The 26,072-nt window shown below is 73.5% G+C and carries 20 protein-coding genes; 11 read left to right on the top strand and 9 right to left on the bottom strand.

Going from position 1 to position 26,072, the window contains the following annotated elements:
* Positions 1-96: 96 nt before the first annotated feature.
* The 6 genes from fxsA to OG553_RS26625 all read left to right on the top strand — a co-directional run bounded on the left by fxsA (position 97) and on the right by OG553_RS26625 (position 9,899).
* Positions 97-306 (top strand): FxSxx-COOH cyclophane-containing RiPP peptide, encoded by a 210-nt coding sequence (gene fxsA, locus OG553_RS26650; RefSeq protein ID WP_405983146.1) that lies wholly within the window; start codon positions 97-99, stop codon positions 304-306.
* A 29-nt stretch (positions 307-335) separates the two neighbouring features.
* Positions 336-2,591, top strand: a complete 2,256-nt coding sequence (gene fxsBH / locus OG553_RS26645) for a radical SAM/SPASM protein FxsBH, inactivated beta-hydroxylase extension form (protein WP_405981397.1) — start codon at positions 336-338, stop codon at positions 2,589-2,591.
* On the top strand, positions 2,588-3,484 hold the full coding sequence (locus OG553_RS26640; RefSeq protein ID WP_405981396.1) for an aminoglycoside N(3)-acetyltransferase: 897 nt from the start codon (positions 2,588-2,590) through the stop codon (positions 3,482-3,484). Before fxsBH ends, OG553_RS26640 begins: the two co-directional genes overlap by 4 nt.
* A 78-nt stretch (positions 3,485-3,562) precedes the next feature.
* Entirely contained in the window at positions 3,563-4,951 is a 1,389-nt protein-coding gene (locus OG553_RS26635) for a TIR-like protein FxsC (RefSeq protein WP_405981395.1), read from the top strand.
* A complete protein-coding gene (fxsT, locus tag OG553_RS26630; protein WP_405981394.1) occupies positions 4,948-8,928 on the top strand; it encodes an FxSxx-COOH system tetratricopeptide repeat protein in 3,981 nt (1,326 codons plus the stop codon). Before OG553_RS26635 ends, fxsT begins: the two co-directional genes overlap by 4 nt.
* 74 nt (positions 8,929-9,002) lie before the next feature.
* Entirely contained in the window at positions 9,003-9,899 is an 897-nt protein-coding gene (locus OG553_RS26625; RefSeq protein ID WP_405983145.1) for a DUF4231 domain-containing protein, read from the top strand.
* Between the two features lie 40 nt (positions 9,900-9,939).
* Here OG553_RS26625 and OG553_RS26620 read toward each other — a convergent pair whose 3' ends face one another.
* The 4 genes from OG553_RS26620 to OG553_RS26605 all read right to left on the bottom strand — a co-directional run bounded on the left by OG553_RS26620 (position 9,940) and on the right by OG553_RS26605 (position 13,771).
* The gene (locus OG553_RS26620; protein ID WP_405981393.1) at positions 9,940-10,419 is read right to left on the bottom strand and encodes a hypothetical protein; all 480 of its coding nucleotides are present in this window, start codon (positions 10,417-10,419) and stop codon (positions 9,940-9,942) included.
* A gap of 91 nt (positions 10,420-10,510) precedes the next feature.
* Positions 10,511-11,401, bottom strand: a complete 891-nt coding sequence (locus tag OG553_RS26615) for a S1 family peptidase (RefSeq protein WP_405981392.1) — start codon at positions 11,399-11,401, stop codon at positions 10,511-10,513.
* Positions 11,402-11,563: 162 nt separating this feature from the next.
* Complete coding sequence (locus OG553_RS26610; RefSeq protein ID WP_405981391.1) at positions 11,564-12,373, bottom strand: DUF1684 domain-containing protein; 810 nt, start codon at positions 12,371-12,373, stop codon at positions 11,564-11,566.
* A 78-nt stretch (positions 12,374-12,451) separates the two neighbouring features.
* Positions 12,452-13,771, bottom strand: coding sequence for a DUF5685 family protein (locus OG553_RS26605; RefSeq protein WP_405981390.1), 1,320 nt, complete (start codon positions 13,769-13,771; stop codon positions 12,452-12,454).
* A 284-nt stretch (positions 13,772-14,055) separates the two neighbouring features.
* Here OG553_RS26605 and OG553_RS26600 point away from each other — a divergent pair, with 284 nt between their 5' ends.
* On the top strand, positions 14,056-14,514 hold the full coding sequence (locus OG553_RS26600) for a cell division protein SepF (RefSeq protein ID WP_007263282.1): 459 nt from the start codon (positions 14,056-14,058) through the stop codon (positions 14,512-14,514).
* A gap of 16 nt (positions 14,515-14,530) precedes the next feature.
* Here the strand turns inward: OG553_RS26600 and OG553_RS26595 are convergent, their stop codons facing one another.
* Positions 14,531-15,715 (bottom strand): acyl-CoA dehydrogenase family protein, encoded by a 1,185-nt coding sequence (locus OG553_RS26595; RefSeq protein ID WP_405981389.1) that lies wholly within the window; start codon positions 15,713-15,715, stop codon positions 14,531-14,533.
* 100 nt (positions 15,716-15,815) lie between these two features.
* The gene (locus tag OG553_RS26590; protein WP_405981388.1) at positions 15,816-17,537 is read right to left on the bottom strand and encodes an MFS transporter; all 1,722 of its coding nucleotides are present in this window, start codon (positions 17,535-17,537) and stop codon (positions 15,816-15,818) included.
* A gap of 293 nt (positions 17,538-17,830) precedes the next feature.
* Here OG553_RS26590 and OG553_RS26585 point away from each other — a divergent pair, with 293 nt between their 5' ends.
* Positions 17,831-18,961 carry a glycosyltransferase family 39 protein gene (locus OG553_RS26585; protein WP_405983144.1) on the top strand — a complete coding sequence of 377 codons (1,131 nt, stop codon included), beginning with the start codon at positions 17,831-17,833 and terminating at the stop codon, positions 18,959-18,961.
* Between the two features lie 280 nt (positions 18,962-19,241).
* On the top strand, positions 19,242-20,309 hold the full coding sequence (locus OG553_RS26580; RefSeq protein ID WP_405981387.1) for a phosphatase PAP2 family protein: 1,068 nt from the start codon (positions 19,242-19,244) through the stop codon (positions 20,307-20,309).
* A gap of 266 nt (positions 20,310-20,575) precedes the next feature.
* Here the strand turns inward: OG553_RS26580 and OG553_RS26575 are convergent, their stop codons facing one another.
* Together OG553_RS26575 and OG553_RS26570 are read right to left on the bottom strand one after the other, a co-directional pair.
* Positions 20,576-21,547, bottom strand: a complete 972-nt coding sequence (locus OG553_RS26575) for a helix-turn-helix transcriptional regulator (protein WP_405981386.1) — start codon at positions 21,545-21,547, stop codon at positions 20,576-20,578.
* 423 nt (positions 21,548-21,970) lie between these two features.
* A complete protein-coding gene (locus OG553_RS26570) occupies positions 21,971-22,855 on the bottom strand; it encodes a transglycosylase family protein (RefSeq protein WP_405981385.1) in 885 nt (294 codons plus the stop codon).
* A gap of 303 nt (positions 22,856-23,158) precedes the next feature.
* Between OG553_RS26570 and OG553_RS26565 the strand changes: the two genes are divergently transcribed.
* Together OG553_RS26565 and OG553_RS26560 are read left to right on the top strand one after the other, a co-directional pair.
* The gene (locus OG553_RS26565; protein ID WP_405981384.1) at positions 23,159-23,971 is read left to right on the top strand and encodes a hypothetical protein; all 813 of its coding nucleotides are present in this window, start codon (positions 23,159-23,161) and stop codon (positions 23,969-23,971) included.
* Positions 23,972-24,130: 159 nt separating this feature from the next.
* Positions 24,131-24,547: a hypothetical protein gene (locus OG553_RS26560; RefSeq protein WP_405981383.1), complete on the top strand. Its 417-nt coding sequence runs from the start codon at positions 24,131-24,133 to the stop codon at positions 24,545-24,547.
* A 13-nt stretch (positions 24,548-24,560) separates the two neighbouring features.
* Here OG553_RS26560 and der read toward each other — a convergent pair whose 3' ends face one another.
* Complete coding sequence (gene der, locus OG553_RS26555) at positions 24,561-26,024, bottom strand: ribosome biogenesis GTPase Der (RefSeq protein ID WP_405981382.1); 1,464 nt, start codon at positions 26,022-26,024, stop codon at positions 24,561-24,563.
* Positions 26,025-26,072 lie beyond the last annotated feature (48 nt).

Here is a 26,072-nt window from a genome sequence, read left to right as displayed (position 1 = left end):
CACGCTTTCTATAGAACGCTTGACCAGGCGTCATGCCTCGGTTGCCATTGGGATGGGGACTAGTAAAGTCCACGCTTGACAGCCAGCAATGCGCTGGTGTCTTCCCCGCCCATTTCACATGGCCTCCCCGAGGACGGTGTCGTGAACACTTCCGCAACCCCCCCGACCAGCACGGTCAAGGACCGTCGCGTCCCGCTCGCGAAGATCGACGTCCGCAGCGCTTCCGCGGCCGCGGTTCTCGAACGCGTACTTCCGTCGGAATCGGGCCGTCGCGTTCAGGCACCGATCTTCAACTCAGCGCTCTGACGATCAGTTATGAGCTCTAGACTGGTGGAATGACCCGCACGATCGCTTTCCGCGAGATCGTCCTGAAGGTTCACAGCAGATGCGATCTCGCTTGTGATCATTGCTATGTCTACGAACACGCAGATCAGAGCTGGCGAGCCCGGCCGAAAGTGATCTCCCCCAAGGTCATTTCCCAGACCGCGTCGCGGCTCGCCGAACATGCCCGTGACCATGCACTCCCCTCCGTCACGGTGATCCTCCACGGAGGGGAACCCCTGCTGGCCGGTCCCGACCGACTGCGGCTCGTGTGCGAGGAGTTCACCCGCGCGCTCGCCGGAACCGCCGCGCTCGACCTGCGGATCCACACCAACGGGCTCCAGCTCAGCCGCCGTTACCTGGACCTCTTCGCCGAGTACGGCGTCCGGGTCGGCGTCTCCCTCGACGGGGACCGCGCGGCCAACGACCGCCACCGCCGCTTCGCCGACGGCCGCTCCAGCCACCCGCTGGTCCTCGCCGCCCTGGAACTGCTGCGCTCCGCGCCCTACCGCCACCTCTACCAGGGCCTGTTGTGCACCGTGGACGTGGCCAACGACCCCGTCGCCGTGCTGGACGCGCTGGTCGCGCTGGAACCGCCCCGGGTGGACTTCCTGCTCCCCCACGCCACCTGGGAGACCCCGCCGGAGCGCCAGGACGGCGCCCCCGACGCCTACGCGCGCTGGCTGCTGCGCGTCTTCGACCGCTGGGAGCAGCTGGAACGGCCGGTGCCGGTGAGGCTCTTCGAGTCCCTGCTCTCCACGCTGAGCGGCGGACCCAGCCTGACGGAGTCCCTGGGGCTGGCCCCGACCGACCTGGTCGTGGTCGAGACGGACGGGACGCTGGAGCAGGTCGACTCCCTCAAGAGCGCCTTCGAGGGGGCCGCCGCCACCGGGTTCGACGTCTTCTCCCACGCCTTCGATGAGGTCGCCGCGCACCCCGGGGTCCGCGCCCGCCAGCTCGGCCTCGCGGGTGTCAGCGGCACGTGCCGCCGCTGCCCTGTCGTACGTTCGTGCGGCGGCGGGCTCTACACGCACCGCTACCGGGAGGACAACGGCTTCGACAACCCCTCCGTCTACTGCTCCGACCTGCGCGAGCTGGTGGACGGGGTCGAGGGCCGCACCGCCGCCCGGCAGACCGCTCCCGAGCTGTCCGACCCGGCCGGACTGGCCCGGTCCCAGGAGGAGCTGACCCGGATCCTGCTGGCCCGGCTGCACGGGGACCTCGCCGGGGACCCCGCCTGGGCGCGGGCCTGGGAGCTGCTGGCCGGGGTGGAGGGGGCCGGGGAGGCGGGCGCGGACGCGCTGGACGCCGTACTGGGCCACCCGTTCACCCGTACCTGGGTGCTGGAGGCCCTGGACGCCGTGCGGGAGGGCCGCCCGGACGGCCCGGCCGCGGCCCGGCGGCTCGCCGCGCTGACGGCCGCCGCCGTGCTGCGCGGCGGGCTGGAGCTGCCGGCCGAGGTGGCCTACCGGGACGGGGAGGTGTACCTGCCGACGCTGGGGCTGCTGCGGCTCGGGGAGCCCGGCACCCGGGGCCGCGCCCTGCTGCACGCCACCGGCGAGGGGTACGCGGTCGTCCGGGCGGGGCGCACCGAGCACCGCTTCGGCCCGGCGGCGGGGGACGCGCGCTGGCTGCCCGTACGGACCTGGTCGCCCGGTCCCGGGGAGCCGGCGGTGGCGCTGGAGGACCTGGACCCGTACCGCAACTGCTTCGCCCGCCCGCCCCGGCTGCGGCTCGGCGCCGGGGAGGCCGAGGAGTGGCGGGGCCGGCTCGGCGCGGCGCGGGCACTGCTGCTGCGCACCGTCCCCGGGTTCGCGCGGGCGGCCGTCGCCGGGCTGGGTACCCTCACCCCCCTCGCAGGCGGCCCGCGGGCCGGGGGCTGGGGCGAGGCCGGGCGGCACGGGCCGGGCGCGCTCGGGATCCCGTACGCCGCCGGGGTCAGGGAGACCGCGCTGGCCCTGCTGACCGGCCGGCGGCGGGCCCGGCTGCGGGAGCTGACCGAGGTGGCCGACCTCTACGCGCTGGACGGGGCCTGGCAGCACCCCTCGCCCTGGCGGACTCGCCCGGTGCCGGTGTCGTGGCTGCTGGCCGACGTGCACGAGCGGGTCGCGGTGGAGGCGTACCGCCGGGCGACGGGGACGCAGGAGCCGGGCGGTTCGGACCGGATCCACCGGGCGCTGGACCGGCTGGCGGAGGCCGCGGAGCTGACGGTGAGCGGGAAGCGGCTGGTGGAGGAGCTGCGCTGGGAACTGAAGGCGGTCGACGCGTGACCACCCCAGCGGCCCGACCGACCCCGCCGACCAACCCGCCGGCCCCGTCGCCCGGTCCGCCGGCTCCCGCTGCCGCCCCGCCGGGCCGCTACCAGCTCGCCGCCCAGCTCCGGCTGCTCGGCGTGCGCCCCGGGCAGCGCCTGCTGGTGCACGCCGCCCTCGGCGGCACCGGCCTGCGCGCCGGGACGCTGCGCGACGCCCTGCTCGGGCTCCTCGGCCCCCGGGGCACGCTGGTCGTCCCGGCGTTCACCGCGGAGAACTCCCTCACCTCCACCGCCCACCTGGCCCGCGTCGCCGGTCTCGACGAGGCCGGGGTGGCGGCCTTCCGGGCGCGGATGGAGCCCTTCGACCCGGACCGCACCCCGAGCCAGGGCGTGGGCGTCTTCGCCGAGGTGGTCCGCACCACCCCGGGCGCCGTGCGCAGCGGCCATCCGCAGACCTCCTTCGCCGCCCTCGGCGCGGACGCGCACCGGCTGTGCGCGGGGCACCGCACCGAAAGCCACCTGGGCGAGGATTCCCCGCTGGGAAAACTGTGCTGGGAGGGAGGGCAGGTGCTCATGATCAATGTGGGTTTCTCGGCCTGTACCGCTTTCCATCTCGCGGAGTATCGAATTCCGAAGCCCCCCTTGCGCATGTACGACTGCGTGGTGAAGGTGAACCTTCCGGGCGGGTACGAGGGGCGGCACGAGGGGCGGGGAGGGCGCTCCGGCGCGGGCGAGTGGAAGACGTACGAGGACGTCGCGCTGGACGACGGGGATTTCGAGGAGATCGGCCGGGCGTTCCCGGATTCCCTGGTGCGCGGGGGGCGGGTGGGGGGGAGTTCCGCGCTGTTCTTCTCGATTCCGCACGCCGTGGACCACGCCCAGGCCTGGATGACTGAAAACAGATGCTGATTGACTGAACGATGAGGGGATGTGGCGAAGGAGCTCCGGAATGATGTTCTTCGCTCGCAGCTTCGGGACGGGGGTCGTGTGCCCGCATCAGTGCAGCCGTACTTTTTCCTCAGTTATGCGCATACACCGAGGTTCGGGCCGGGAGGACCCGATCCCGACATGTGGGTGGAGCGTCTCTTCCGTGACCTGTGCAGTCACATCATGGCGCTCACGGACCTGCCCGCCGGGTCCGAGGCCGGTTTCATGGACCGGGAGATACGCAGCGGCGAGGGCTGGTCGGAACGGCTCGGGGCGGCGCTCGCCACCTGCCGGGTCTTCGTCCCCCTGTTCTCGCCGCGCTACTTCGCCAGCGAGATGTGCGGGAAGGAGTGGTTCGCCTTCGCGCAGCGCACCATCCAGCACGGGGCGGTCAGCAACCAGCCGGCCGCCGAGGCCATCGTCCCCGCCCTGTGGGTGCCGGTGCCGCCCTCCCAGCTTCCCGGCCCCGCCGAGCGGTTGCAGTTCAACCACAACACCTTCGGCGAGCGCTACGTCACCGACGGGCTGTACGGCCTGATCAAACTGCGCGGGTACGCCGAACAGTACGAGCAGGCCGTGTACGAACTGGCCCGGCGGATCGTCCGGGTCGCCGAGACCGTACGCCTGCACCCGGTGCGCCCGCTGGACTACCGGGTGGTGCCCAGCGCCTTCGGGCACAGCGGCGGCCAGGGGCCCGCCCCGGGCGGCAGCCCCTCCCGCACCCTCCACGTGACCGTGGCCGCCGCCTCCCGGCACGACCTGCCGGACGGCCGCAGCCCCGAGTACTACGGGGAGAGCGCCCTGGACTGGAACCCGTACCACCCCACCTCGCAGCGGCCCGTCGCCTACGTCGCCGAGGACCTGGTCAAGAACCTCAACTACCAGACCACGATGTCCTCCTTCGACGACGAGGCCGGCCACTTCGACAGCAAGCAGCCGCCCACCCGCCCCGAGATCCTGATCGTCGACCGCTGGGCGGTGGAGGACGAACAGCGCCGCCAGCGGCTGGCCGCCTTCGACCAGGAGCACCGCCCGTGGATCAACGTGGTCGTGCCGTGGAACCGGTACGACCACCAGAGCCGGGCCAAGGAGGCGGAGCTCGCGCGCCGGCTGGAGGAGACCCTGCCGGTCAAGATGGGCCAGGGCCGGGCCGCCTGCCGGGCCGCGGCCAACGGCGTGGCCAGCATGGAGACCCTCGGCCAGATCCTGCCGCAGGTGGTCGAGGCGGCGGCGCAGCAGTACCTCAGACACGCGCAGGTGTACCTGCCCGCCGGGAACACCTCCACCGAACGCCCGCGGCTGCTGGGCCCGATGGGGATGGGCGGGCCCCCTCCGTTACCACCGCCGGCCCCCTTCCCGCCCGCGCGGCGGCACGGCGGCGGCGGTCCGGACGGCGACACCGACGAGTACGGCGAAGACACCGACACAGACCCGGGGGGACGCGGATGACAGCCAGTCGTGACAGCCGAGACGGACGCATCGTCACCTTCTACTCGTACAAGGGCGGCACCGGCCGCACGATGGCCCTCGCCAACACCGCCTGGATCCTCGCCGCCAACGGCAAGCGGGTCCTCGCCGTGGACTGGGACCTGGAGGCCCCGGGCCTGCACCGCTTCTTCCACCCCTTCCTGGACCCCTCCACCCTCGGGGCCACCACCGGCGTCATCGACCTGATCAGCGAGTACGCCTGGGCCGCCACCAGCCCCGTGCAGCGCGCCGCCGACTGGCACAGGGAGTACGCGCGGATCCAGCCGCACGCCGTCTCCCTCGCCCCGGAGACCCACGGCTGGGAGTTCCCCGACGGCGGCACCCTCGACTTCGTCTCGGCGGGCCGGCAGAACCGCGAGTACTCGGCGACCGTGTCCACGTTCGACTGGGACAACTTCTACGACCGGCTCGGCGGCGGCCTCTTCTTCGACGCCCTGCGCGCCGACATGAAGGCCAACTACGACTACGTCCTGATCGACAGCCGCACCGGCCTGTCCGACATCGCCGACATCTGCACCGTCCACCTCCCCGACGTCCTGGTCGACTGCTTCACCCTGTCCGACCAGTCCATCGACGGCGCCGCCTCCGTGGCCCGGCAGATCGACGAGCGGTTCAACGACCGCGGCATCAAGATCTACCCGGTTCCCATGCGCATCGACGAGGGCGAGAAGGAGAAGGCCGACGCGGGCCGCGCCCTGGCCCGCCTGAAGTTCGACCGCTTCCCCAACGGCCTCGTCGGGGACGAGCTGACCTCCTACTGGGGCGCGGTGGAGATCCCGTACCGCCCCTACTACGCCTACGAGGAGACGCTGGCCACCTTCGGTGACGAGGCGGGGCTGACCAACTCCCTGCTCTCCGCCTTCGAACGGCTCACCTCGGTGGTCACCGGCGGCGAGATCACCTCCATGCCGGTGATCGGCGAGGAGGTGCGGCTGCGTATCCGGGACGCGTTCACCCGGCGCCGCCCGGCGCTGCCCGCCGACCTGTTCCTCTCCTACGTCGCCGAGAACCGGATGTGGGCCGACTGGATCGAGTCGGTGCTCACCCGGGCCGGCTTCCGGGTCGTGCCCAAGGACGTGTCCGCCGAGCGCGCGCCCGACGCGGCCGCCGGCAGCAACACCCTGGGCGGGACCGGGCTCGGCGCGGACACGGCCGCCCGGACCGTGGTGCTGCTCTCCAGCGCCTACCTCAAGTCGGCGCGGGCCGTGGACGTGTGGAACCGGGCCGCCGCCGAGGACCCGACCGGGGGCCGGCGCCACCTGGTGCCGCTGCGGGTGGGCGACGTACGCCTGGCCACGCCGTACATCGACCGGAACCCGGTGGACCTGTTCCGGCTCGACGAGGTGCACGCGACCGCCGCCCTGCTGCGCGCGGTGGAACGGCCGACGGCCCTCGCCGACACCGTGGCCGGCGCCTCGCAGCCCGGCCCCCGCTTCCCGGGCACGATCCCGAAGATCTGGAACGCGCCGCCCCGCAACCCCGGCTTCACCGGCCGCTCCATCGTGCTGGAGCGGATGCGCGACCAGCTCGGCGGCGGCATGGCCGTGGTGCTGCCGCAGCCGCAGACCCTGTACGGGCTCGGCGGCGTCGGCAAGACCCAGGTGGCGCAGGAGTACGTGCACCGGTTCATGGCCGACTACGACCTGGTGTGGTGGATCTCCTCGGAGCAGCCCGACAACGTGCGCGCCTCCCTCGCGGAGCTGGCCGTACGGCTGGGCGCGCAGACCGGCGAGGACATCGAGGCCGCCTCCAAGGAGGCGATCGACCTGCTGCGGCGCGGGGTGCCGACCTCGCGCTGGCTGCTGGTGTTCGACAACGCCGACGATCCCGAGACCCTCAAGCGGTTCTTCCCGCCGGGTGGCCCGGGGCACGTGCTGGTGACCTCGCGCAACCAGTCGTGGTCCCAGTACGGGGACGCGCTGCCGGTGGACGTGTTCCTGCGCGAGGAGTCCATCGAGCACCTCCAGCGCCGGGCGCCGGGCCTGAGCAAGGAGGACGCCGAGCAGGTGGCCGTGACGGTGGGCGACCTGCCGCTGGCCGTCGAGCAGGCGGGCGCCTGGATCTCGGAGACCGCGATGCCGGTGTCGGTGTACCTGGAGCAGCTCGCCGAGCAGACGGCGCGGGTGCTGAGCATGAACCAGCCGAAGGGCTACCCGCAGCCGGTGGCGGCCACGTGGAACGTGTCGATCGAGCGGCTCCAGTCCCGCTCCCCCGCCGCGGTGCGGCTGCTCCAGCTGTGCGCGTTCTTCGCGCCGGAGCCGATCTCGGCGAACCTGCTCTACAGCAAGGAGATGATCGACGCGCTCAAGCCGTACGACCCCTCGCTGCAGGAGAAGCTGGTGCTGGGCCGGGTGATCCGGGAGATCGGCCGGTTCGCGATGGCCAAGGTCGACCAGGTCGGCAACAGCATCCAGGTGCACCGGCTGGTGCAGGTGGTGATCCGGGCGCAGCTGTCGGAGGAGGAGCAGCGGGAGGCGCGGCACGCGGTGCACCGGATCCTGGCGGGGGCCCGTCCGGACGACGACGAGCCGATAGACAACCCGGAGACCTGGCCGCGGTTCAACACGATCTGGCCGCACCTGAACCCGTCCGAGGCCCGGTTCTGCTCGGAGCCGGAGACCCGGCGGCTGCTGATCGACCGGGTGCGATACCTGTGGAAGCGCGGTGACTTCAAGGCGGCGTACGCGCTGGGCGAGGAGCTGCGCGAGTCCTGGCGGGAGATGCTGGGCAGCGACGACCTCCAGTACCTGTACCTGCGGTTCCACCTGTCGAACATCCTGCGCTCCCGGGGCCGGTTCGTGGAGGCGAAGGAGCTGGACGAGGTGACCCTGGAGCGGCAGCGGGCCGCTCTGGGTCCCTCGCACCCGCACACGTACATGACCACCAGCGGTCTGGCGATGGACCTGGGCGCGCTGGGGCAGTACGGGAAGGCGATGGAGCTGGCGACGGCGGCGCACGAGGGCTTCGGGCAGATCTTCCACGAGGCGCACCCGCGCACCCTGGCGGCGGCGAACAACCTGGCGCTGAACCTGCGGATGGTCGGGCAGTACGCGCGGGCCCGGGAGATCGACCAGGAGGTCTTCGACCGGCGCACCGAGGTGCTGGGCCCGGAGCACCCGTACACGCTGTCCTCGGCGCAGAACCTGGCCCGGGACCTGCGCGAGGTGGGCCGGTACGACGATTCGGTGCAGCTGCTGAGCCGGACGTACGAGATCTACAAGCGGCAGCTGGGCCGGGCCTTCCCGGGCACGCTGTCGGCGGCGAAGAACCTGGCGGTGTCGCTGCGGCGGGCCGGGGAGCTGGAGAACGCGCTGCGGCTGACGACGGCGACCCGCAACCGGTACCGGGCCAAGTACACCTCGGTCAATCCGGACCTGCTGGCCTGTGAGCTGAACCTGGCCTCGGACCTGTTCGCGACGGGTGATCCGGGCGCGGCGCGGGACCTGGCGCAGGAGGTGGTGGACGAGTACATGAAGGTGCCGGGCGAGAAGCACCCGTACACCCTGGCGGCCGTCAACAACCTGGCGGTCTTCCACTGGGGCACGGGCGCCGCGGAGACGGCGGAGCCGATGCTGCGGCAGACGATCCGCAGCATGCGGGAGGTGCTGGGCGACGACCACCCCCACACGATCTTCGCGCACCTGAACCTGGCGAACGCGCGGGCCGACCTGGGCGACCCGGACGGGGCCCTGGAGCTGGAGCGGATCGCCGTGGTGCGGCTGCGCGAGGCGCTGGGGGCGCACCATCCGGAGACCCTGGCGAGCGCCTCGAACATGGCGGTCAGCCTGGACATGGTGGGCCGCAAGGAGGAGGCGGCGCGGGTGCGGGCGGAGGCGGTGTCCGAGCTGACGCGGCTGCTCGGGGAGGACCACGGTCTGACCCGGTACGCCCGTGACGAGCGGCGGGTCCACCGGGACCTGGAGCCGCTCGCGGTGTGATCCGACGGCCGGGTGGCGGGGCTTCGCGGCCCCGCCGCCCGGGAGCGAGCGCAGGGGGCGCCGTGACCGACAGCATGACCTTTCGCAACGAGGACCTGCCGGTCCTCTTCCACCACACCGATCGGGCGGCGGTCTCGCGGCAGCGGGAGTCGACGCAGGCCACGCGGGCGCAGCTGCTGCTGCTGGTCGCGGCGGCGGGGGCGGCGGCCCTGCCGGCCGGGCCCGCGGTGGGCGGACTGCACGTGTTCGCGGCGGTGAGCGCGCTGGCTTACGCGGGCGTGCTGGCCGTGGGCGTACGGGCGGGCAGCCGGCGGGCGCGTCCGCAGTGGCAGCTCAACCGCAGCGCGGCCGAGTTCATCAAGTCCCTGGCGTGGCGCTACGCCGTGCACGGGGCGCCGTTCGGGTCCGAGGTCGCCGGGGTGGAGGGGGTGTACCGGGCGCGGCTGGAGAAGGGGCTGGACGAGCTGCGCAAGATGGGCTGGGAGGATCCGCGGACGGCGGGCCTGGTGCCGGAGGGCGGTGAGATCACCGGGGCGATGCAGCGGCTGCGCGGGCTGGACTACCAGGTGCGCAGGGAGACGTACGTCCGGGACCGGCTGATCGAGCAGCGCAACTGGTACCGGCGCAGGACGGAGGGGTCGCGGCGGGCGACGGCCGTGTGGTCGTGGGCGATCGTGCTGCTGACCTGTCTGGCGCTGCTGCTGGCGGTGCTGGGGGCCTTCGGCTCGGGGCCGGGGGCGGGGGCGGCGGGGCTGCTGAGCGCGGCCGCGGCGGCGGGGATCGCCTGGAACGAGGTGCGCCGGCACCATCCGCTGATCGAGGCGCACACGCTGATCGAGCAGGACCTGGCGGCGATGATGGTGGTGATGCAGACGACCATCACGCAGACGCAGTGGCCGTCCGCCGTGTACGAGACGGAGCGGTACGTGTCGCCGCAGCACACCGACTGGCTGGCCCGGCACAGCAGTTGACGGCCGGCCGTGCGGCGCGGGTCGGTCGCCGGGGCGTGGCTCAGTCGCGGGCCACGCCCTCGCGCCAGATGACGGTGACGGGTTTGCCGAGGGTGCGGGCGTAGGCGACGATCTCGCCGGTGCCGCCGTGCCCGCGCGCGGGCAGGCCGTCCCAGACGGCGACGAGCCGGTCGCAGCAGTCGGCGATGTAGGTGCCGGCGGCGTAGTAGGCCTCGTCGGTGGAGCGGGGGAAGTCCAGCCGGACCTCCTGGACGGCGCGGCGCTTGAGCCGCCGGTAGCCGGCGAGGGCGTCGGGGTCCTCGAAGGTGTCCTCGTAGTCCCCGCTGGGGATCACGACGGTGAGGTCGGCTCCGTGTTCGAGGGCGATGTCCGCGAAGAGCTGGTCGGCTCCGTCGGCGAGGCTGGAGAAGGCTTCCAGGGGGCCCTGGTGGCCCGCGAGCACGGCCCGCAGGCCCTCCTGGACGTGACCGAGCACCTCATCGGGGATGGACCGGTGGCCGGTCACTCCGATGCGCTTCATACGAGCTCCTCCCCCGTGGCGCCCTGGACATCCTGGACATCCTCCCAGAAGGAGGGAGGACGTCCAGGGGGCCTGTGCCGGGGTGAGGCCGTCAGTAGACGCTGACGCCGTAGGCGTTCAGGGCTTCCACGACGGGCTGGAAGAAGGTGGTCCCGCCCGAGGAGCAGTTGCCGCTGCCGCCGGAGGTGAGGCCCACGGCGCGGCTGCCGGAGTAGAGGGGGCCGCCGCTGTCGCCGGGTTCGGCGCAGACGTTGGTCCTGATCATCCCGTAGACGACATCGCCGCCGCCGTAGTTCACGGTGGCGTTGAGGCCGGTCACGGAGCCGCTGTGGATGCCGGTGGTGGAGCCGCGCCGGGTGACGGACATGCCGGTGGTGGCGTTGACGGCGCTGGTGATGTCCTGGCTGCCGACGGTGCCGGGCGGGACCGGGCTGTTGCTGGCGTACTTGATGAGGCCGTAGTCGTTGGTGGGGAAGCTGGAGCCGGCGGTGCTGCCGACGACGGTGGTGTGGGAGGAGTTGCTCCACCAGGTGCCGGCGCCCTCGGTGCAGTGGCCGGCGGTCAGGACGTAGTAGTTGGCTCCGCTGCGGACGTTGAAGCCGAGCGAACAGCGCCAGCTGCTGGCGTAGATGGCGTCGCCGCCGGAGAGCAGCTTGGTCAGCTTGCCGGGGGTGCGTTCGATGCGGAGCGCGGCCGCGTCGGGGCCGGCCTCGCGGCGGATTCTGGCGATGTCCGCGGCGGTGACGGTGGAGTCGGCGGTGACCACGAGGGTTCCGGTGGCGGGATCGGTGTGCCATGCGGTGCCCGCGACGTCGGCGCGCAGGACGGAGGCCCCGGCGGCGGCGAGGCGGGCGGCGCCGAAGCCGTTGCCGTTGCCGTTGCCGTCGGCGCTGGCGGCGGTGGGGGCGGCGAGGGCCGCCGTGGCGGCCAGGCCGGCGGCCAGGGCGAGCAGCCGGAGGCGGGTGGTGCTGTTGGTCCTCACTTCACGTCCTCCCGGGTGGGGGTCGGGGGCCCGGCTGGGGTGGGGGTGCCGGAGCCCGTGAGCGGCGGTGGGGGGACACGGCGGGCGCACGGCCGGGAAGCCGCACTTTCGTCGTGACCCTGACAAGTCCGCCGGGTGACGCTGAACGGGAGTGTCCTGGCGTCAGTCACCGGCGGCAAGGGCGCCTTTCAGCCGTCGCTCCCCGGCGGCGACCTCGAAGGGCAGGGTGTTCCCGGGCGGCGGGAACGGGCAGATGAAGTGGTCGGCGAAGGCGCAGGGCGGGAGCTGGGCCCGGTTGAGGTCCACCGTGATGGTGCCCTCGGGGCCGGGGGTGCCGGGGTGCAGGAAGCGGAAGCGGTAGCTGGAGCCGCCGCTGGTGGCGTCGCCGAAGACGGCCCACAGGCTGCCGTCGTCCTCGTCCACGGCCACCTGGAGGGTGTGCGGGACGCCTTCGCGGAGGAACGTCAGCTCGCCGCCGAGGCCGAGCCCGCGGGCCTGCCCGTCGGCGTTGCCGACCTGGACGGTCCGCCGCTGCGGGTACGGGCGGAAGTGTCCCGGCAGCGCGAGGGCGGGGTCGTACGGGGTGGCCTCGATCCCGGCGAAGGCGCGCCGGGCCGGGGCTGCGGGGTCGTAGACGCGGACCGCCCACTGCCCCTCGCGCCGGATCACCACGAGCCGTACGTCCCCGGCCGCGAGCCGGGAGTGCGCGGGCCGGCCCTCGTCCGCGGCGAGGGCGGCCTCCCCTATGAGGGGCCGCCCGTCGAGCTCGACACCGTCCTCGGCGCGGGCGGTCAGCACGACCCCGCCGTCGTGGGCGCGCCAGTGCCCCGGAACGGCCGGAAGTCGACCTTCCGGGTAGTCGGCGATCCAGTGGGTGCCCGTCAGGGCGAGGGGTCCGTACGGGGCGGAGACGGTGGCCGTCCGATGCTCGTGCCACTCCCGCCAGGCCTTGGTCTCTGCGTCGTCGCTCATGCCGCTCAGCCCTTCCCCCGCGGGCCGGGCGGGAACCTTCCGGTAACCCGTCCGGACCTGGGGGAGGGTGACGCGGGATCAGCAGTCGCAGCCGCAGCCGTCGCAGCAGCAGCCGTCGCAGTTGCAGCAGTCACAGCAGTTGCCGCAGGAGTCGCAGTTCTCGCAGCACTCGCACGCGTCGCACCAGGGGTCGCGCTTCTGCCGGGACCAGGGGCCCTCGTGCTCCGTGCAGCAGAGCTGGCAGGTGCAGAAGAGGCCGATGGCCACCGCGCAGCCGGCCAGCAGTCCGCGGCGCGGCTTCTGCGGCGGGAGCCCGCCGAAGCCACCACCACCGCCCCCGCCGCCGGGGCCGCCCGGGCCCATCGGCGGCGGCATCCCGGGCCCGCTCGGGGCGTACGGGTTGGCCTGGCCGGCGCCGTACGGGCCGCCCTGGCCGTACCCGGCCTGCCCGCCCGCCGCGTACCCCTGCGGGGGCTGGCCGTAGCCCTGCGGGGGCTGGCCGTAGCCCTGGCCCGCCGAGTTCACCGCGGCGTGCCCGCACGAGGCGGTGCCGAACGCCCGGTCCACGGAGGTGCGCAGCTCGTGCACCAGCAACCGGTGGGCGAGCCCCGCGTCGGCGAACTCCACCTCGCGCAGGGACAGCCGTATGCCGTGCAGTGCGTCGTCGCACAGCCGGCGGGCCTCGGCGAGGGAGGTGCCGGTGGCGGTGAGCGGGTTCCAGGCGCCCGCCAGCGCGTCGGCGCCCTGGTCCTCGACGGCGTCCAGCAGGTGCGCGAGCCGCCCGAAGTACCGGCCGGCCTCGGCGAGGGCCGGGCCGTTGCCTGGCCGTCCCGCCAGGACCGCGGTATGCGCGAAGGCGGCCGCGGTCGCGGTCTCCGTCGGCTCGGTGACCACCAGTACGGAGGTGCCGGTCCCGGCCAGGCTCTCGATGCCGCCCTGGCGGTCCACGGCGTCCACGAGCACCGCCGTGTCGAAGCCGAGCGAGGCCCCCGTGCGGGCGCCGGCCCGGTCCCAGCCCCGGGCCACCTTGCGCGCGGCGGCGGCGATCGGGGCGCGGGCCAACAGGCCGTCCCGGTCGGCCACGTGGTCCCGCACCTTGGCCGAGGCCAGCACGAGCGACACGGCGGCGGCGAGTCGCGCGCCCTCGCCGTTGGCGACCGGCGCGGTGCGCATGCCGCGCAGCGGGCAGGGTCCGGCGGTGCGCCGGGCGCCGGGCAGCGGACCGGACTGAGCCTCCGTCAGAACGGAGACGAGCAGCCCGTCGTAGTTGGTGACGATCCGGGCGAACTGCCCGTGGTCACCGCGAAGTGCCAGGCAGAGGCCGCAGAGATGGGCCATCCACTCCGTCTTGAAGCGCTCGCCGAGCCGGTGCGCGCAAGGTCTGACGATGCCGAACAACCGCTTCCCCCGTGTGTCATACGCATGTTTCCGGGGCATCGTATCCAGCCAGGCGGATCACTCGTACGCCCCAGTGCCTCACCCGGACGGCGGCGGCGGTCGTATTTTCACTCAGTCAGCAGCGGTAGCGTCCGGGAACCTCGTCCGTGCAACGGATGTTCTGCACCAGTCCCGTCACGAAACATCTGCGCGGCGGCTATCCACTTGGCGCGTTGTCAGCATCATGGACGACCATAGGGGCAGCGGAGAAGAAGACAGACTGGCCACGGTGAAAGGAGGCGTCCATGGGTTCGGTACGCAAGGCGAGTGCGTGGTTGGGTCTCGTAGAGGACAGCGACGACGAGCGGTACTACGACGACGACTACGCGGAGGCGGTGGAGCGCCAGCAGGGCTCGGTCTCCGGCCCCGGCGACCAGTGGGTCACCGACCCCCGGGTGAAGGTGGCCTCCGATTCCGCGGTCGAGCGCGGCCGCCGCATCGCCACCGTGACCCCCGACGGCTTCCGCGACGCGCGCGGCATCGGCGAGCTGTTCCGCGAGGGCGTCCCGGTCATCGTGAACCTGTCGTCGATGGACCCGACCGACGCCAAGCGCGTGGTGGACTTCGCGGCCGGACTGACCTTCGGGCTGCGCGGGTCGATCGAGCGGGTGGCGACCAGGGTCTTCCTCCTGACCCCGGCCGACACCCAGATCGTCAGCGGTGAGGCGGGCGGCCGCTCCCGCGACTTCTTCAACCAGAGCTGAGCAGGGCGGTCACCGGTTACCGGAACGCGTCGAGTCCGGTGAGCGCCTTGCCCAGGACCAGCTGGTGCATCTCGACGGTCCCCTCGTAGGTGAGCACCGATTCCAGGTTGGTGGCGTGCCGCATGACGGGGTACTCCAGGGAGATCCCGTTGGCCCCGAGGATGGTCCGCGCGGTGCGGCAGATGTCGATGGCCTCGCGGACGTTGTTGAGCTTGCCGAAGCTGATCTGCTCCGGCCGCAGGGTGCCCGCGTCCATGCGCCGGCCCAGGTGGTGGGCGAGCAGGATGCCCTTGTGGAGTTCCAGCGCCATGTCCGAGAGCTTGGCCTGGGTGAGCTGGAAGCCGCCGATCGGCCGGCCGAACTGCTCCCGCGTCTTCGCGTAGCCGAGCGCCGCCTCGAAGCTGGCGCGCGCCGCGCCCATGGACCCCCAGATGATCCCGTACCGCGCGTGGCTCAGGCAGCCCAGCGGTCCCTTGAGCCCCGTGACGTTCGGAAGCACCGCGTCCGCGGGCAGCCGTACGTCGTCCAGCACCAGCTCGCTCGTCACCGACGCGCGCAGCGACCACTTGTGCTTGATCTCCGGCGCCGAGAAGCCGGCGCTGTCGGTGGGGACGGCGAAGCCGCGGATCCCCTCGTCCGTCTGCGCCCAGACCACGGCCACGGCGGCCACCGAGCCGTTGGTGATCCACATCTTGCGGCCGTTCAGCACCCAGTCGGAGCCGTCGCGCTTGGCGTACGTGCGCATCGCGGCCGGGTCGGAGCCGATGTCGGGCTCGGTCAGCGCGAAGCAGCCGATCAGCTCGCCGGCCGCCATGCCGGGCAGCCACCGCTGCTTCTGCTCCTCGGAGCCGTACTTCCAGATCGCGTACATGGCGAGGGAGCCCTGTACGGAGACCAGCGAGCGGATCCCGGAGTCGGCGGCCTCCAGCTCCAGGCAGGCCAGGCCGTACTGGACGGCGCTCGCGCCGGCACAGCCGTAGCCGGTCAGGGACATGCCGAGCGCGCCGATGGAGCCGAGCTCGCGGGCCAGCTCACGGATCTGCGGCAGCTCCCCGTCCTCGTACCACTGGGCGATGTGCGGCAGGATCCGGTCGGCGGCCCAGGAGCGGACGGTGTCGCGGACCGCGAGGTCCTCGGGGCCGAGCAGCTCGTCGAGGCCGAGCGGGTCGGTGGGGGCGAACGGGGTCTTCGGCGCGGACAAAGGGGCCTCCCGGCGGCCACGTGGGGCGAAACCTAGCGGTGCAAGTTTGTCGCCGACCCGGCCCCTGGTCCACCCCCGGCTTCCGCGGCGGGGTGCCGGGTCAGCCCTGGCGGCCCGACCTGCCGACGGCGGGGTCGCGCTCGGGCTGCGCCGGGCCTGGGATCCGCGCTGCGGCGGACGGCCTGGACGGGCCCGCGGGCTGGGCGGGCAGGCGTACGGCGGCCTCGGCGGCGGCCTCGCCGCACCCGGCACCCCCGTCCGGCTCGGCGTTCTCCATGGTCCGCGGCAGCTTCAGCGCCATCACGGCGCCCGCGAGCAGCAGGCAGGCGCTGACGACGAGGGTGACGTGCAGCCCGTGCACGAAGGAGTTGCGGGCGGCGTTGTAGAGGGACTCCCCCGCCGCGCCGCCGAGGTGGGCGGCGATCTTGTAGGCCTCGCCGAGGGAGTTCGCGGCGCCGGCCGAGTCCTCGGCGGGGACGCCGGGGACGTCCAGCAGACCGGGCCGGTAGGCGGCGTTCATCACGCTGCCGAGCAGGGCGATGCCCATGCCCGCGCCGAGCTGGTACGAGGTCTCGCCTATGGAGGCGGCGCCGCCGGCGGTGTCCGCCGGGGCCTCGCTCAGCATGGACTCGTACGCGGCGAAGAGGGTGGTCTGGAGCCCGAAGCCGAGCAGGACGAAGCCGGCGGTCAGCAGGACGGGCCGGTCGTGCTGGCCCATCAGCGTCAGCAGCAGCACCGCGCCGGCGGTGAGCACGAAGCCCAGCGAGACCATGGTGCGCGGGCCGACCCGCTGGAGGGTGTAGGAGCCGGTGGCGCCCGCGGCCATGGCGGCGAAGGTGAGCGGCAGCAGCCGCAGGCCGGTCTCCAGCGGGCTGAGGTCCAGCACCAGCTGGAGGTACTGGACGGCGAGCAGCTCCAGCCCGACCAGGGCCAGCATGGCGAGCACGATGCAGCCGACGGAGGTGGAGAAGGCGGCCCGGGAGAACATCCGCATGTCGATCAGCGGGTGCTCGCGCCGCTTCTGGCGGCGCACGAAGAGGACCAGCAGGAGCACGCCGAGCAGCAGCGGGACCAGTGCCTCGGCGTCGGCGAGCTGCCGCTCCGCGCCGATCCGCTTGATGCCGAGCACCGCACCGAGCACGCCGGCCGCGGCCATCAGCGCGCCGAGCACGTCCCAGGGACCGTCGGCCGCGCCCCTCGACTCGGGCAGCAGCCAGCGGCCGAGCGGGAGGATCAGCGCCATCAGCGGGATGTTGATGAGGAAGACGGAGCCCCACCAGAAGTGCTGGACGAGGAACCCTCCGAGGACGGGGCCGCTGGCCGCGCCGATCGCGGCGACGGCGGTCCAGATGCCGATGGCCAGGGCCCGCTCGCGCCGGTCGGGGAAGACCTGGCGGAGTATCGACAGGGTGGCCGGCATGATCATCGCCCCGCCGATGCCGAGCAGGGCGCGGGCGGCGATCAGGACCTGCGCGTTGTCGGCGAGGGCGGCGATGGCGGAGGCGACGCCGAAGAGGGTGTAGCCGAGGAGCAGGATCCGGCGGCGGCCGACCCGGTCGCCGAGGGTGCCGAAGAGGATCAGGAGCGCGGCGCAGACCAGCGGGTACGCGTCGACGATCCACAGCAGCTCCTGGGAGCCGGGGCGCAGGTCCTCGGTGACGGAGGGGACGGCCACGTGCAGGATCGTCGCGTCGAGCGCGACGAGCACGAGGCTGACGCACAGGACCGCCAGGACCACCCAGCGGTTGGCCCCGCCGGAGGCGGCGGCGACCCGCTGCCGGAGGGAGGGCTTCCTGTCGCCGGCCGTGTTCGTCCCCGACATGCATGTACCTCCCAGGTGGTCCCTCGCACTCGGCGGACAGCGTCGTGGGTCGCCGCGGGTGGTGCGCTGTGCGGCGTCCTACGGGGTCCGGCATCGACACGCGAGTGAAGGGTCAGCGTACGCGAGTTCGCGTGCCCGACACGTGGCCAAGCTCTCATCGCGACGGCGGCCCCCGTGTGGTGTGCGCCACTCGCCCCGCTCCGCCCTCCCCCCGCGTGCGCGCCCGCTCACGCTCCGTGGCCACGATTCCGTCGTCGCCGGTCGCGGCCCCGATACTCGTCCCCGTGACAACTCTGCCCGTAGACGACGCCCCCGCGAAGTACCCCGGACCGCGCCGTGCCGCGCCCGCGCTCGCGGCCTTCGCCGCGGTGCGGCTGCTGGGGCTGGCGGTGCTCGCGTCGTGGAGCGCGGCGGCCGGCAGCAGCCCGCACACGCTGCTCTCGGCCCGCTGGGACTCCCTCTGGTACGCGCGGATCGCCGCCGAGGGGTACGGGTACGAGGTGGTCCTGCCGAGCGGGGCCGTCCACTCGAACCTGGCCTTCTTCCCGCTGCTGCCGTGGCTGGAGCGGCTGGTGGCGGCGCCCACGGGGCTCTCGTACGGCTCGGCCGGCCTGGTGGTCTCGGCGGTGGCGGGGCTCGCCGCGGCGTGGGGGGTCTTCGCCGTCGCCGACTTCCTCTACGGGCGGCGCGCCGGGGTGCTCGCGGTGGCGCTGTGGGCGGCGCTGCCGGTGGGGATCGTGCAGTCCATGGCGTACAGCGAGTCCCTGTTCACGGCCCTGGCCGCCTGGGCGCTGTACGCGGTGCTGCGCGGACGGTGGGCCGTGGCGGGCCTGCTCGCGGCGGGGGCGGGGCTGACCCGGCCGGTCGGGGCGGCGGTGGTCGCGGCGGTGTGGGTGGCCGCGGCTCTGGCCTGGCGGCGCGGGGAGCGTTCGTGGCCGATGGCGGCCGGGGTGCTGCTGGCCCCGCTGGGGGCTGCGGCGTACGCGCTGTGGGTGGGGGCGCGGACGGGCGGCGGGCTGACCGGCTACCTGGACGTGCAGGCGGGCTGGGGCAACGGCTTCGACGGGGGCTGGGCCTTCGCCCGGTTCATCGGGGCGCGGCTGGCCTCTCCCGCGTTCGCCGCCGGGGCGGGGCTGATCGCCGGGGTGCTGCTGGTGCTGTGGCTGTACCGGCTGTGCGTGCGCGACCGGCAGCCGGCCGCGCTGCTGGTGTACTGCGGGGTCGTGGTGGCGCTGGCGCTGTGCGCCTCCGGGTACTTCGGCTCCAAGCCCCGGCTGCTGCTGCCCGCGTTCCCGCTGATGCTGCCCCTGGCGGTGGCCCTGGCACGGTGGCGGACCGGGCGGGCGGCAGGAGCGGTGGGGGCGTTGGCGCTGGTCTCGGCGGTGTACGGGGCGTTCTGGCTGAACGGTTCGGGACCTCCGTAGACCGGTGGGAGCGGGCGGGGTCCGGCAGGGCGAGGCGCGATCACGGAATGGATCATTCCAATCCATGGTTGTGCAAAGGAATTGGCCTGCGGCGATAAATACCGTGTAAGTATGCCGATAATTGCGGGGGCGGTACTCCCGGAGTTGAATCCGGAAAGTTCCAACAAGTGCCGGAACAAGGGGAATTAAGTCCCGCGTGAGACGCACTCCACATCACATGGTCATCACAAAGCGCGCGATTCGCCCGGGGTGCGCTTCGACGCGCGGTAACGTCGATTGAGTGCGTACTGACCAAATGCTTGCCCGTCTGGAGCCGGTGTTCGCCCGGCTCGACCGGGAACCAGAGCGACCGGCTCATCTGCAAACCCCGCAGATGAGCCGGCACCGCATCGTGCTCCTCTCCGCGACCCTCGCCTTCTACCTGGTGATCGTGGTGGCCGTGCTGACGACGTCCTGGCTCGTCCGCCTGGACTGGCAGATCATGTTCTTCCGGCCCTACGAGCAGTGGCCGCAGGTACACGCCTTCCTCGACTACCTCGTCGTACTCGGCCAGCGCGGACCCACCGCGGTGATGGTCGCGGCCTGGCTCGGCTGGCGTTCCTGGCGCCAGCACACCCTCCGCCCGCTGATCGCACTCGGCGTGGCGCTGCTGCTGCTGAACATCACCGTGGGCTCCGTCAAGCTCGGCCTCGGCCGGCTCGGCCCGCACTACGCCACCGAGATCGGCTCCGCGGAGCTCTTCGCCGGCGGCGATATATTCCCTTCCGGCCACACCGCCAACGCCGTCGTGACCTGGGGGATCCTGGCCTACCTGGCCTCCACCACCGTCACCCGGCGGGTGCTGTCCATCCTCTCCGGGGTCCTTTCGCTCAGCGTCGGCGCCACCACCGTGTACCTCGGCACCCACTGGGTGAGCGACGTGCTCCTCGGCTGGACCGCCGGACTCCTCATCATGCTGGCGCTGCCCTGGTTCGAGCCGCTCATCGGCCGCACCGAGGCGTACGTCTTCGGCCTGCGCGAACAGTGGCGCCGCCGGCTGGAGGACGGCCGGCTCTCCGAACCGGTCGCCGCCGCACTCACCCCGCTGCTCTCCGCGGGCGGGAAGTGGCAGCCCCGCCGCACCCCGGCCGCGGCCGAGGAAGGGGCCCCGGCGGCCGCCGCCGCCCCGCACGCCCCCGCCGGGCACTCCCCCGCGCCGCGCCCCGCCGCGCACGCGCACCAGGTCTCCCGCCAGCACGTCATACGCTCCGAGCGCACCCCGCTCACCCCGGGCGGCAGCCGCCGCCCGGCCCACACCGAGCGGGCCTCCACCCGGGGGGCCTCGGCCCGCCCGGCCACCGGGGGCTGACCCGGAGCGGGGCCGGTACGCACAGCCCCACCCCGCACCGCGACAACGGCGGGCCGGTCCATGGGACCGGCCCGCCGTCGCGTTGCGCCGCGTTCGACGGCGCCGGGCGACGTTCATATGTCCGGACACGTCAGCCCGCTGAGCGGATGTTCCTCCGTAACGGGTCACGCTTGTGTCACGAGTCGTCGACGGTTGCCGCCGGTAATCCCGGCTTTACGGCCCCCCTTTCGAATTCCGCTACGGAACCCGAATTCCCCGCCCCGGACTTACTCCCCCGAGGCTTCCGCGGCCCGCCCCAGAAGGTCCCGCAGACCCCGGATCCGGTCCGTCAGCTCGGGGGGCTCCACCACCTCGAACTCACAGCCGATCAGCATGACGTGAATCACCAGGACGTCGAGGCTCACCGCCCCTGTGCGCAGCAGGCAGCTCTCCGCGTCGACCGGCTCCAGCACCCCGTCCGAGGGCCCGATGATCCGCGCGGCCTCCTCGGCCGGGACCCGGAGCCGCACCACGGCCTGCGCCGCGTAGGCGCGCTGCGACACGCCCCGGGAGACGTACGCGGCCAGGTCCTCGGCGGGCGCCGGACGCGGGACGAAGCGCGGGCCGTGCGGCGGGCGGGGCTCGATCCGGTCCGCCCGGAAGGTCCGCCAGTCCTCCCGGTCGAGGTCCCAGGCGACGAGGTACCAGCGCCGCTCGGAGCACACCAGCCGGTGCGGCTCGACGGTACGGCGGCTGACGCTGCCGCCGTGGTCCCGGTACCCGAACCGGAGCCGGTCGCCGTCCCGGCACACGGCTGCGAGATCGGTGAGCACGGCCGGGTCGACGGTGTCGCGGCCCGGCCCGCGCAGCATGGGCACGGTGAACTCGTTGAGCGCCGAGACCCGTCGGCGCAGCCGCGACGGCAGCACCTGCTCCAGCTTGGCCAGCGCCCGTACGGACGCCTCCCCGATCCCCTCGACGCCGTTGCCGGCGGCCGTGCGCAGCCCGACGGCGACCGCGACGGCCTCGTCGTCGTCCAGCAGCAGCGGCGGCAGCTCCGCCCCCGCCCCGAGCTGGTACCCGCCGCCTGTGCCGGGGCTGGCGTTCACCGGGTACCCCAGCTCCCGGAGCCGGTCGACGTCCCGCCGCACGGTCCGGGGCGTCACCCCCAGCCGTGCGGCGAGATCGGCGCCGGTCCATTCCCGGTGGGCCTGCAGGAGGGACAGCAGACGCAGCAGTCGCGCGGAGGTCTCGAGCACGCGTCCATCTTCATGCACCGCTCGCGCGGTGCGGCGCCGGGGCGCCTTACCGGCTTCGCGCCGCTGCGCCGGACTCCGTCCGTCGGCCCGCCGGGCGGGGCCGGTTCGGGTGGCCCCGGCCGGTGGGTCGGGTGCGGCTGGGTGGGCCGCTGCGCGGAGCCGGGGTCCCCTACCCGCCCTTCCACCGTTCCCAGGGGCTCCGCCCCTGACCCCGTTCCGGGCGCTCCGCGCCCGGTGCGCCTCAAACGCCGCGCGGGCTGGAATTTCGCTGTGCGAAATCCAGCCCCGCCGGCGTTTGAGGCGCGGGGGTCTGGGGGCGGAGCCCCCGCGAGGGGTCCGGGCGCAGCCCGGGGAACGGAGGAAGGGCGGGTAGGGGACCTCGCCCCGCGCAGCGGCCCACCCACCCGCAGACGGCCGCCCACCTCAGCCCACCGGCGCCACCACCCCCGCAGGCCTCGGCTTCGGACCCGCCGGGGCCGTCGTCGGTGCCGGGGCCGCCGGGCTCGGCTTCGCAGCAGGCGGGCTCGCGGAGTTCGCCGGGGCCGGCTTCGCGGATGCGGGGGCCGGCGCGGGCGTCGTCGGGGCCACCGGGCCCGCAGGGGTCGGCTTCGCGGGGGCCGGGCCCGCAGGGGTCGGCTTCGCGGGGGCCGGGGTCGCCGGGGTCGGCTTCGCGGGGGCCGGGCCCGCAGGGGTCGGCTTCGTGGGGGCCGCGGCCGGGAGGGTGAGGAGGAGGCCCGGGGTCAGGTGGGCGGGGTCAGGGCCGATCAGGGGGCGGTTGGCTTCGTACAGGGGCCGCCACCCGCCAGGGACCCGGCGGCGCCGCGCGATGCCCTCAAGGGTGTCCCCGGCCCTCACCACGTGCATCCGCCCCGCCAGCCCGTACCGCTTCGCGCACACCGGCCACGCCTCCCACCCCTGCACCGCCAGCAGCTCCTCCGCGACCCGGATCTGCTGGTCACGACTGGCCAGGTCCGCCCGCGCCGCGTACACCAGTCCCCCGTGCTCCACCCAGGTCGGCTGCCAGAACTGCAGGCCCCCGTAGAAGCCGTTGCCCGTGTTCACCGCCCAGCGCCCGCTGCTCTCGCAGTCCGCGACGCAGTCCCAAGGCCACTCCCCGCCCGGCCCGCAGTCCCCCGGCCCCGTCCCGATCACCCCCGGCGAGCCCGGGTGCGCGGCCCCCGCGGGGCCCGGGGCCGGCGGGGGCGGCGCGGCGGCCGCGCCGCCGCCCGACGGGAGGACGAGCACCAGCGCGGCGACCACCGCGGCCACGGCGGTGGCCGCCACCCTCCGCGTACACAGATCGGGCATCGGCTCACGCTACGGAGCCCCCGCCCCCGCCCGGCCCCGCCGCGCGGCGTTCCCCCGCGCCCCACCCGGACGGCCGACGCCCCGGACCACGCGCACACCCCCCGAGATGTTCGGAAAGCGGATGCAACTGGGCGTGAAGGGACAACAGTTGGCACGAAACAGAAGTCGCGGTCGGACGGTTCACTCTTCCGGGTGGCCGGTTCGAATCCGTTCCCTCAAACGGCGTGACCCCGGCCACCGCCGCGCCGTTGATCCCGGCGAGCCGGGAACCCCCCGGCCTCCGCACGAATGAGGAGCCACCCCGTGCCGCGCATGCTCGACGTCAGTCTTGAGGTACGTGCCGAGATCGGTGACGAAGAAGCCGACAGGCTGCTCACCGGCGACGACGCCCCGGGCAGTTACGACTGCACCTCCTGCCGCACCCCCGGCGACCCCGAGACCGACCCCACGAGCACCGTGCTGTTCGTGGGCGAGGAGACCGCCGTCCTCGCCTTCGCCCACACCGCCTGCATCCCCTCCCAGGTCGTCCAGGTGTCCGAGGAGCAGCTCCAGGGCGCGGTGCGCAGCATCACCGGCGACAGCCCGGCCCCCGCCCCGGAGGCCGGCGGGGACGACCCGCAGTCGGTCCCCGGCGGCCAGGCCGTCCTCGGCATCACCAGCGGCCTCGTCCTGATCGCCGGTGAGCTGCACCCCGCGCTGGTCGTCGAGCCGACCGCGCCGATCGCCCGCCCCGGCACCACCGGCCCCGGCGACGACTTCCTCCCCCTCCTCATCGAGCAGGGCTTCATCCCGGTCACCGACACCAACGAGGTGCCCTCCCCCCTCGCCGGCTGGTCGGTCCTGCTGGCCGCCGGGCAGCTGCACGCCGTGCTCCAGCCCGGCACCGACGGCGGGCCCCAGGTGGCCTGGTGGCAGGCCCACCAGGCGCTGGGCGTCACCGACGGCTGGCGGGCCGCCGTCAACAAGACGCAGCGGGTGCTCATCTACGCCGCCCCGGTCGGCTCCATCGGCCAGCAGCCGCGCGAGGACCTGCTCCGCGACGCCCTGGACAAGGCCGCGAGCAACGGCAAGCTGGTCGGCGCCTCGATGCCCCTGGCCGGTGCGCCGGGCGCCTGAGCCCCACTCCTCCCCGCCGGAACGGCCGTCCGGTCCCCTGCCGAGGGGGCCGGACGGCATGCGCCGGGGGTGCGCGGTCCGTCCCGCGCACCCCCGGCGATCTGCGTTTTCCGCCCCGTCACCCCGCATCCGCAGGGCGCCGGTTTCGTTGGCTGATACGTGCATTCATACGACCCCTCCCGCGCCCCGTTCCGTGCGAGCAGCGCCTCGCACACCCCGATCTACGACAGCCTGTACTCGGAGTACCTGCGCGCCTTCCGGGCGCTGCCGGGCGACCGTACGGGCGAGGAGGACCTCGGCTTCACCGCGTTCTCGTACGGCAGCGGGTACGGCGGCACCTCGTACGGCGGCGGCACGGGCGGCTCGTACGGCACCGGCACGGGCACCGGCTGGAACGGTTCCTCGTGGCAGCAGGCCGACGGCTGGCAGCCCTCGTACCTCCCGCAGCAGCAGGTGCCCCAGCCTGCGTACTCGTACGCGGGCGGCGGCGCCGGATACGGCGGCGGGCGGCAGCACCACACCGGGATGCAGCACATCCCGGCGGCACTGCCGCCCGCTCCGCGCCGGGGCTACTGACCCCGGAACGCCGCTACTTCTTCTTCTTGTACTGGGCGCCGCGCTTCTCGCGCACCCGCACCGAGATGTGCAGCGGGGTGCCCTCGAAGCCGAACTCCTCGCGCAGGCGGCGCTCGATGAAGCGCCGGTAGCCGTGCTCCAGGAAGCCGGAGGCGAAGAGGACGAACCGCGGCGGCTTGCTGCCCGCCTGGGTACCGAACAGGATGCGGGGCTGCTTGCCGCCGCGGATCGGGTGCGGGTGGGCCGCGACGATCTCGCCGAGGAAGGCGTTCAGCCGGCCGGTCGGGACGCGCGTCTCCCAGCCCGCGAGGGCCGCCTCGATCGCCGGGACCAGCTTCTCCATGTGGCGGCCGGTCTTCGCGGAGACGTTGACGCGGGGCGCCCAGGAGACCTGCTGCATCTCGGTCTCGATCTCGCGCTCGAGGTAGTAGCGGCGCTCCTCGTCCAGCTCGTCCCACTTGTTGTAGGCGATGACGATCGCGCGGCCGGCCTCGACGGCCATGGTGATGATGCGCTGGTCCTGGACGCTGATGTTCTCGGTGGTGTCGATCAGGATGACCGCCACCTCCGCCTTCTCCACGGCGGCGGCCGTGCGCAGCGAGGCGTAGTAGTCGGCGCCCTGCTGGAGGTGCACCTTCTTGCGGATGCCCGCGGTGTCCACGAACTTCCAGGTGACGCCGCCGAGCTCGATCAGCTCGTCGACCGGGTCGCGGGTGGTGCCGGCCAGCTCGTTGACGACGACGCGGTCCTCGCGGGCGACCTTGTTCAGCAGGGAGGACTTGCCGACGTTCGGGCGGCCGATCAGGGCGATGCGGCGCGGTCCGCCGATGGCCGTGCCGCCGAAGGTCTGCGCGGGGGCCTCGGGCAGGACCTCCAGGACGGCGTCCAGCATGTCGCCCGTGCCGCGGCCGTGCAGCGAGGAGACCGGGTACGGCATGCCCAGGCCCAGGGACCACAGGTAGGCCGCGTCGGCCTCGCCGCTCTGGCCGTCGACCTTGTTGGCGCACAGGACGACGGGCTTGCCGGCCCGGCGCAGCAGCTTGACGACCGCCTCGTCGCTGTCGGTGGCGCCGACCTTGGCGTCCACGACGAAGACGACCGCGTCGGCGGTCTCGATGGCGTACTCGGCCTGGGCGGCGACGGAGGCGTCGATGCCGAGGACGTCCTGCTCCCAGCCGCCGGTGTCGACGACCTTGAAGCGGCGGCCGGCCCACTCGGCCTCGTAGGTGACGCGGTCGCGGGTGACGCCGGGCTTGTCCTCGACGACGGCCTCGCGGCGGCCGATGATGCGGTTCACCAGGGTCGACTTGCCCACGTTCGGGCGGCCGACGACGGCGAGGACGGGGAGCGGGCCGTGGCCGGCCTCCTCGATCGCGCCCTCGACCTCCTCCAGGTCGAAGCCTTCCTCCGCGGCGAGCTCCATGAACTCCGCGTACTCGGCGTCGCCAAGTGCTCCGTGGTCGTGCTGGTCGTTCATGAAGTCCGTTCCTCGTCGTTCGTGGTGATCGGTGGTTCCCGCGCAGCG

The sequence above is a fragment of the Streptomyces sp. NBC_00158 genome (assembly GCF_045160885.1).
Classification (GTDB): domain Bacteria; phylum Actinomycetota; class Actinomycetes; order Streptomycetales; family Streptomycetaceae; genus Streptomyces.
The sequence above is the reverse complement of the archived record's forward strand: the minus strand, read 5'-3'. Positions and strand labels throughout refer to the sequence as shown.

Coding starts and splice junctions, on each gene's coding strand:
- OG553_RS26625 (WP_405983145.1), top strand. CDS start 9,003: ATGACCTTTCGCAACGAGGACCTGCCGGTCCTCTTCCACCACACCGAT.
- OG553_RS26620 (WP_405981393.1), bottom strand. CDS start 10,419: ATGAAGCGCATCGGAGTGACCGGCCACCGGTCCATCCCCGATGAGGTG.
- fxsT (WP_405981394.1), top strand. CDS start 4,948: ATGACAGCCAGTCGTGACAGCCGAGACGGACGCATCGTCACCTTCTAC.
- fxsBH (WP_405981397.1), top strand. CDS start 336: ATGACCCGCACGATCGCTTTCCGCGAGATCGTCCTGAAGGTTCACAGC.
- OG553_RS26600 (WP_007263282.1), top strand. CDS start 14,056: ATGGGTTCGGTACGCAAGGCGAGTGCGTGGTTGGGTCTCGTAGAGGAC.
- OG553_RS26590 (WP_405981388.1), bottom strand. CDS start 17,537: ATGTCGGGGACGAACACGGCCGGCGACAGGAAGCCCTCCCTCCGGCAG.
- OG553_RS26610 (WP_405981391.1), bottom strand. CDS start 12,373: ATGAGCGACGACGCAGAGACCAAGGCCTGGCGGGAGTGGCACGAGCAT.
- OG553_RS26570 (WP_405981385.1), bottom strand. CDS start 22,855: ATGCCCGATCTGTGTACGCGGAGGGTGGCGGCCACCGCCGTGGCCGCG.
- der (WP_405981382.1), bottom strand. CDS start 26,024: ATGAACGACCAGCACGACCACGGAGCACTTGGCGACGCCGAGTACGCG.